Below are 6,791 nucleotides of genomic sequence, written 5' to 3'. Positions count from 1 at the left end.
CCCTCAAAACCCCCACCACCCCCACACTCCCATACTTAGTGTGCTTGGGGTTTCTTTTTTTTTTAAAACCCCCCCCCCCCCCAGCTTTGGGGGCCGCCGCGGGGCTCGCGCGTTTTCCGGGTATCGCGTTTTCCGGGCATTCCGTTGACGTGTCCTCGTTCTTTTGTGTGGCAAACCCGGGCATCCCGTACCCCGTGAGTGGGGGAGGGGCGGTACGCGCTTCTTCCGAGTGGCTGCGCACTGTTAGAGTCCGTGGAGTTCCCTTGTAGGCTGCGCGTAGGCTCGCCTGTGCCGTCTGTACGGGAGCCCGTACCGCCAAAACTCCCATTCAGGACCGACCCTCCCGCCGACGACGCGCGGGAGGCGCAGGAGGCACCGTGCTCAGTGCGTTCGCGCGGGCGTTCCAGACGCCCGACCTGCGCAAGAAGCTGCTGTTCACGCTGGGCATCATGGTGCTGTTCCGCCTGGGCTCACACATTCCGATCCCCGGCGTGAGCTTCACGGCCGTGAACGAGTGTGTGAAGGACACCAAGAACAACGGCCTCTTCGGGCTCGTCAACCTGTTCAGTGGTGGCGCGCTCCTCCAGCTGACGATCTTCGCGCTCGGCATCATGCCGTACATCACCGCGAGCATCATCCTCCAGCTCCTCACGGTCGTGATCCCGCGACTGGAAGCGCTGAAGAAGGAGGGCCAGGCCGGCCAGACGAAGATCACCCAGTACACCCGCTACCTGACCATCGCGCTCGCCGTGCTCCAGGGCACCGGCATCGTGGCGACGGCCTCCAGCGGCGCGCTGTTCTCCGGCTGCCCGGTGGGCAACCAGATCGTCCCGGACACGAGCGTGTTCCGGATCGCCGTCATGGTGATCACGATGACCGCCGGCACCACGGTGATCATGTGGCTGGGCGAGCTGATCACGGACCGCGGCATCGGCAACGGCATGTCGCTGCTGATCTTCACCTCGATCGCCGCGCAGTTCCCGTCCTCGATGTGGGCGATCAAGGGCTCCGGCACCATCGGTGGCGGCTGGGTCGAGTTCCTGTCCGTGGTCGCGGTCGGCATCATCGTTGTGATGCTGGTCATCTTCGTCGAGCAGGCCCAGCGCCGGATCCCGGTGCAGTACGCGAAGCGGATGATCGGCCGGCGGGCGTTCGGCGGCACGTCGACCTACATCCCGCTCAAGGTGAACCAGGCCGGTGTCATCCCGGTCATCTTCGCCTCGTCGCTGCTGTACATCCCGGCCCTGGTGGTCCAGCTGACCGGTAGCCAGTCGGGCTGGGCGGTGTGGGTCACCCAGCACTTCGTCAAGGGCGACCACCCGATCTACATGGCGACCTACTTCCTGCTGATCGTCTTCTTCGCCTTCTTCTACGTCGCGATCTCCTTCAACCCCGAAGAAGTTGCCGACAATATGAAGAAGTATGGTGGCTTCATCCCGGGCATCCGGGCCGGCCGACCGACGGCCGAGTACCTGAACTACGTGCTGACCCGAATCACGTGGCCGGGTTCGCTCTACCTGGGCCTGATCGCGTTGATCCCGATGATCGCCCTGGTCGCCTTCGGACAGCAGACCAACTTCCCGTTCGGCGGCACCAGCGTGCTCATCGTCGTCGGCGTCGGACTCGAAACTGTGAAGCAGATCGAGAGCCAGCTCCAGCAGCGCAATTACGAAGGGTTCCTCCGCTGATGCGTATCGTCCTCGTTGGTCCTCCCGGGGCCGGGAAGGGTACTCAGGCGCACCTGCTCGCCAAGACCCTGTCCATTCCCCACATCTCCACCGGCGACCTGTTCCGCGCCAACATCGGTCAGGGCACCCCGCTGGGGCTCGAGGCCAAGAGCTACATGGACGCGGGCCGTCTGGTGCCGGATGAGGTCACCATCGGGATGGCCAAGGACCGCATGCTCCAGGAGGACGCCGCAGGCGGCTTCCTGCTCGACGGCTTCCCCCGCAACCTCGGCCAGGCCAAGGCGCTCGACGAGTTCCTCGTCGAGCAGGGGATCAAGCTGGACGGCGTGCTGGACCTGGAGGTCCCCGAGGACGAGGTGGTCCGCCGGATCGCCGGCCGCCGCCTGTGCCGCAACGACGGGGGCCACGTCTTCCACGTGGACTACAACCCACCGAAGGCCGCGGGCGTCTGCGACGAGTGCGGCGGCGAGCTGTACCAGCGCTCGGACGACACCGAGGACAAGGTGCGCACCCGGCTGGAGGTCTACCACACGGAGACCGAGCCGATCATCGACTACTACGTCCAGCAGGGCCTGGTGGCGACCATCTCGGCCCTCGGCAAGGTGGACGAGGTCACCCGGCGCGCGATCGAGGCGCTGAAGCAGGACAACTGAGTTTCCCGGCGACGCCGTACGGCCGCGCTCCCCGATCCCGGGCGGCGCGGCCGTACGGCGTCGTACGGTGGTAGGCAGTGGCAAACAGAACGTGGAAGGCGTGACCAGATGGTGGAGATCAAGACCCCCGAGCAGATCGCGAAGATGCGAGCGGCCGGGCTGGTCGTCGCCGAGGCGCTGAAGGCCTGCCGGGAGGCGGTCGCCCCGGGGGTGACCACCCAGGAGCTCAACGACATCGCGGACAAGGTCATCACCGACCACGGTGCGACCTCCAACTTCCGCGCCGACCACGGCGGTCTGTGGTTCCCCGGGGTGATCTGCGCCTCGGTGAACAACGAGGTCGTGCACGGCATCCCCGGTGACCGGGTGCTCCAGGAGGGCGACGTCATCTCGATCGACTGCGGCGCCATCCTGGACGGCTGGCACGGCGACGCGGCGATCACCGTGGCGGTCGGCGAGGTCCGCCCCGAGGTCGAGATGCTGAGCCGGGTGACCGAGGGCTCGATGTGGGCCGGCATCGCCCAGATGAAGAAGAACAACCGCCTGGTCGACGTCTCCAAGGCGATCGAGGGCTTCATCCGCCGCCAGCCGCTGCCCCCCAAGGGCAAGTGGGGCATCACCGAGGGCTACGGCGGCCACGGCATCGGCACCGCGATGCACATGGAGCCGCACGTGCTGAACTACGTCGAGCGCGGCCGCGGCAAGGGCCCGAAGCTGATCCCCGGCACCGTGCTGGCGATCGAGCCGATGGTCTCGCTGGGCACCCCGCACACCGCCGTGCTGGAGGACGACTGGACGGTCGTCACCAACGACGGCACCTGGGCCTCGCACTGGGAGCACTCGGTGGCCGTCACCGAGCAGGGCCCGCTGGTCCTGACGGCCTTCGACGGCGGCAAGGCGGAGCTCGCGAAGCTGGGCATCACCGCCGCCCCGGACCCGCTCGGTTAGTCTCACGACGGTCGGCTGAGCGGCCAACTTCCGCTGCTGACAAGGGATCAGGGCCCTGGGGGTTTGGACCTCCAGGGCTTTTGTCCTATTTTTATCGGCTGGCAGTGGCTTCAGTAGCGGCTTCAGCAGCTTCGATCGATCGGGAGAGTGCAGTGCTCAAGGGATTCCGCGACTTCATGATGCGCGGCAACGTGGTCGACATGGCGGTCGGTGTCGTCATCGGCGCCGCGTTCACCGGCGTGGTGACCGGCTTCGTGTCGGCCTTCCTCACCCCGCTGGTCGGCGTCGGGGTCGGCGCGGCCGGCGACTTCAGCTCGTACAAGGCGACGGTGGCCGGGGTCACCTTCCCGTACGGCCAGTTCCTCAACGTGCTGATCGCCTTCGTGATGACCGCGGCGGTGCTGTACTTCTGCGTCGTGCTGCCGGTCACCAAGGCGACCGCGCGATACCTGCCGAAGAAGGCGAAGACCCCCAAGCGGCCCTGCCCCGAGTGCCTGACCGAGATCCCCGAGGCCGCCCGCCGCTGCGCGGCCTGCACCGCCCACGTCGAGCCGCTGAAGGTCACCGCCGGGTTCTGACCCGCCGGGACCAGCCGGAACGTCACGGTGGCCGCCTTCGGGGGATCTCGTTTTGGCCCACCGGACGCGCTGGCGTAGGATGGACCGTCGGCTCACTCGTAGCGTGCTTCAGCACGCCCTCTTCCCTTCGGGGGCGGGGTGAACCCAGGTTCGCACGAGCGTGCCGCATACGGTAGCCGGTCCCGGAAGGTGGATCTCGCAGTTCATGGCTAAGAAGCAAGGCGCCATTGAGATCGAGGGCACCGTGATCGAGTCTCTTCCGAACGCGATGTTCAGGGTCGAGCTGCAGAACGGTCACAAGGTCCTCGCGCACATCAGTGGCAAGATGCGCATGCACTACATCCGCATCCTGCCGGACGACCGGGTCGTCGTGGAGCTCAGCCCCTACGACCTCACGCGCGGGCGGATCGTCTACCGCTACAAGTAAGAACGTCAGATCTAGACCCGGAGAACCTGAACATGAAGGTCAAGCCGAGCGTCAAGAAGATCTGCGACAAGTGCAAGGTGATCCGCCGCCACGGCCGGGTCATGGTGATCTGCGACAACCTGCGCCACAAGCAGCGCCAGGGCTGATCTCTCCCCAGCATTTCTCGTAGTACTTCGCGCGACGCGAAAACGTCATAAGCGGGCTACCCGATCCGTCCCCACGAAGGGACGGACTGCCACCCCCGGTCAGAGGCCGGGGCTCCATCGTCGAGAGGCGAAGGAGTAGGTAGCACGCAAGACCTCTGAAAAAGCACAGGAGCCTTGAATGGCACGCCTCGCCGGCGTTGATCTCCCCCGTGAGAAGCGGATCGAGATCGCCCTTACCTACGTGTACGGCATCGGCCGTACCCGCGCCCAGCAGACCCTGGTCGAGACCGGTGTCAACCCGGATGTCCGCGTTCGCGACATCTCCGAGGAAGACCTCGTGAAGCTGGGCCAGTACATCGACGCCAACTACACGGTCGAGGGTGACCTCCGCCGTGAGGTGGCCGCCGACATCCGCCGCAAGGTCGAGATCGGCTGCTACGAGGGTCTGCGTCACCGCCGCGGCCTGCCGGTCCGCGGTCAGCGCACCCACACCAACGCGCGTACCCGCAAGGGCCCGCGTCGCGCGATCGCCGGCAAGAAGAAGCCGGGCAAGAAGTAGTCCGTCCCGTAACCGGACATCCCTCCGGCCCGCGGGTCAGCGGACCGACCACCTCAGTAGGAGAACAGACTTATGCCCCCCAAGGGTCGTCAGGCTGCCGGCGCGAAGAAGATCCGCCGCAAGGAAAAGAAGAACGTCGCTCACGGCCACGCGCACATCAAGAGCACGTTCAACAACACCATCGTTTCGATCACCGACCCCGCGGGCAACGTGATCTCCTGGGCCTCCGCCGGTCACGTCGGCTTCAAGGGCTCGCGCAAGTCCACCCCGTTCGCCGCGCAGATGGCCGCCGAGGCCGCTGCCCGTCGCGCGCAGGAGCACGGCATGCGCAAGGTTGACGTCTTCGTCAAGGGTCCGGGCTCCGGCCGCGAGACCGCGATCCGCTCGCTCCAGGCCACCGGCCTGGAGGTCGGCTCGATCCAGGACGTCACCCCCACCCCGCACAACGGCTGCCGTCCGCCGAAGCGCCGCCGCGTCTGACGCAGCGCCTTCGGGCTCGCAGTACCTGCTTTGAACCTTCGTACGGGGTCCCACGCGGTGATTCGTCGCTGTTCGCGGGACCCCGTACGCTTGGTCCTGTCGGCATCAAATAGTGGGTGCCGAAGACAACTGGAGGAATACCCCCCATGCTTATCGCTCAGCGCCCCTCGCTGACCGAAGAGGTCGTCGACGAGTTCCGCTCGCGGTTCGTGATCGAGCCGCTGGAGCCGGGCTTCGGCTACACCCTCGGCAACTCCCTGCGCCGCACGCTCCTGTCGTCGATCCCGGGTGCCGCTGTCACCAGCATCCGCGTCGACGGCGTCCTGCACGAGTTCACCACCGTGCCGGGCGTCAAGGAGGACGTGACCGACCTCATCCTCAACATCAAGCAGCTGGTCGTCTCCTCGGAGCACGACGAGCCGGTCGTGATGTACCTGCGCAAGCAGGGCCCGGGTGTCGTCACCGCCGCCGACATCGCCCCGCCGGCGGGTGTCGAGGTGCACAACCCGGAGCTGGTCCTCGCCACGCTGAACGGCAAGGGCAAGCTGGAGATGGAGCTGACCGTCGAGCGCGGTCGCGGCTACGTCTCCGCCGTCCAGAACAAGGCCTCCGGCCAGGAGATCGGCCGCATCCCGGTCGACTCGATCTACAGCCCCGTGCTGAAGGTCACCTACAAGGTCGAGGCCACCCGTGTCGAGCAGCGGACCGACTTCGACAAGCTGATCGTCGACGTCGAGACCAAGCCCGCCATGCGTCCGCGTGACGCCATGGCCTCGGCCGGCAAGACCCTGGTGGAGCTGTTCGGTCTCGCCCGCGAGCTGAACATCGACGCCGAGGGCATCGACATGGGCCCGTCCCCGACGGACGCCGCCCTGGCCGCCGACCTGGCGCTGCCGATCGAGGAGCTGGAACTCACCGTCCGCTCCTACAACTGCCTCAAGCGCGAGGGCATCCACACCGTGGGTGAGCTCGTCGCCCGCTCCGAGGCCGACCTGCTCGACATCCGCAACTTCGGTGCGAAGTCGATCGACGAGGTCAAGGCGAAGCTGGCCGGCATGGGCCTGGCCCTCAAGGACAGCCCGCCCGGGTTCGACCCGACCGCCGCCGCCGACGCCTTCGGCGCCGACGACCTGGACGACGCGGGTTACGCCGAGACCGAGCAGTACTAAGAGATTTGGCCGCGGGGGCGGTTCCACCGGACCGCCCCCCTCGTCGTGTAAATACTGCGCGGCAAAATTACCCGGCGCCCCCCGGCGGAAAAGAATAAGCCCGAATTCGAGTATAAAAGAATGAAAAAATACCCCCGACAACA

At 66.5% G+C, this 6,791-nt stretch carries 9 protein-coding genes; all 9 read left to right on the top strand.

The window, feature by feature from the left end; genetic code table 11:
- Nucleotides 1-377: 377 nt before the first annotated feature.
- Entirely contained in the window at nucleotides 378-1,688 is a 1,311-nt protein-coding gene (gene secY, locus ACFV6I_RS06815) for a preprotein translocase subunit SecY (protein ID WP_063348973.1), read from the top strand.
- A complete protein-coding gene (locus tag ACFV6I_RS06810; RefSeq protein ID WP_063348974.1) occupies nucleotides 1,688-2,341 on the top strand; it encodes an adenylate kinase in 654 nt (217 codons plus the stop codon). Before secY ends, ACFV6I_RS06810 begins: the two co-directional genes overlap by 1 nt.
- Before the next feature lie 108 nt (nucleotides 2,342-2,449).
- Nucleotides 2,450-3,289, top strand: coding sequence for a type I methionyl aminopeptidase (gene map, locus ACFV6I_RS06805; protein ID WP_063348975.1), 840 nt, complete (start codon nucleotides 2,450-2,452; stop codon nucleotides 3,287-3,289).
- A gap of 152 nt (nucleotides 3,290-3,441) precedes the next feature.
- On the top strand, nucleotides 3,442-3,867 hold the full coding sequence (mscL, locus tag ACFV6I_RS06800) for a large conductance mechanosensitive channel protein MscL (RefSeq protein ID WP_380423795.1): 426 nt from the start codon (nucleotides 3,442-3,444) through the stop codon (nucleotides 3,865-3,867).
- A gap of 205 nt (nucleotides 3,868-4,072) precedes the next feature.
- On the top strand, nucleotides 4,073-4,294 hold the full coding sequence (gene infA, locus ACFV6I_RS06795) for a translation initiation factor IF-1 (protein ID WP_014047798.1): 222 nt from the start codon (nucleotides 4,073-4,075) through the stop codon (nucleotides 4,292-4,294).
- A gap of 32 nt (nucleotides 4,295-4,326) precedes the next feature.
- Nucleotides 4,327-4,440, top strand: a complete 114-nt coding sequence (gene rpmJ, locus ACFV6I_RS06790; RefSeq protein WP_003956441.1) for a 50S ribosomal protein L36 — start codon at nucleotides 4,327-4,329, stop codon at nucleotides 4,438-4,440.
- 178 nt (nucleotides 4,441-4,618) lie between these two features.
- Nucleotides 4,619-4,999: a 30S ribosomal protein S13 gene (rpsM, locus tag ACFV6I_RS06785; protein WP_063348977.1), complete on the top strand. Its 381-nt coding sequence runs from the start codon at nucleotides 4,619-4,621 to the stop codon at nucleotides 4,997-4,999.
- A gap of 72 nt (nucleotides 5,000-5,071) precedes the next feature.
- Nucleotides 5,072-5,479, top strand: coding sequence for a 30S ribosomal protein S11 (rpsK, locus tag ACFV6I_RS06780; protein WP_030232513.1), 408 nt, complete (start codon nucleotides 5,072-5,074; stop codon nucleotides 5,477-5,479).
- Between the two features lie 146 nt (nucleotides 5,480-5,625).
- Entirely contained in the window at nucleotides 5,626-6,648 is a 1,023-nt protein-coding gene (locus tag ACFV6I_RS06775) for a DNA-directed RNA polymerase subunit alpha (RefSeq protein ID WP_030232516.1), read from the top strand.
- Nucleotides 6,649-6,791 lie beyond the last annotated feature (143 nt).

The organism is Kitasatospora sp. NPDC059803 (assembly GCF_042732255.1).
Taxonomy (GTDB): Bacteria; Actinomycetota; Actinomycetes; order Streptomycetales; family Streptomycetaceae; genus Kitasatospora.
The sequence above is the reverse complement of the archived record's forward strand: the minus strand, read 5'-3'. Positions and strand labels throughout refer to the sequence as shown.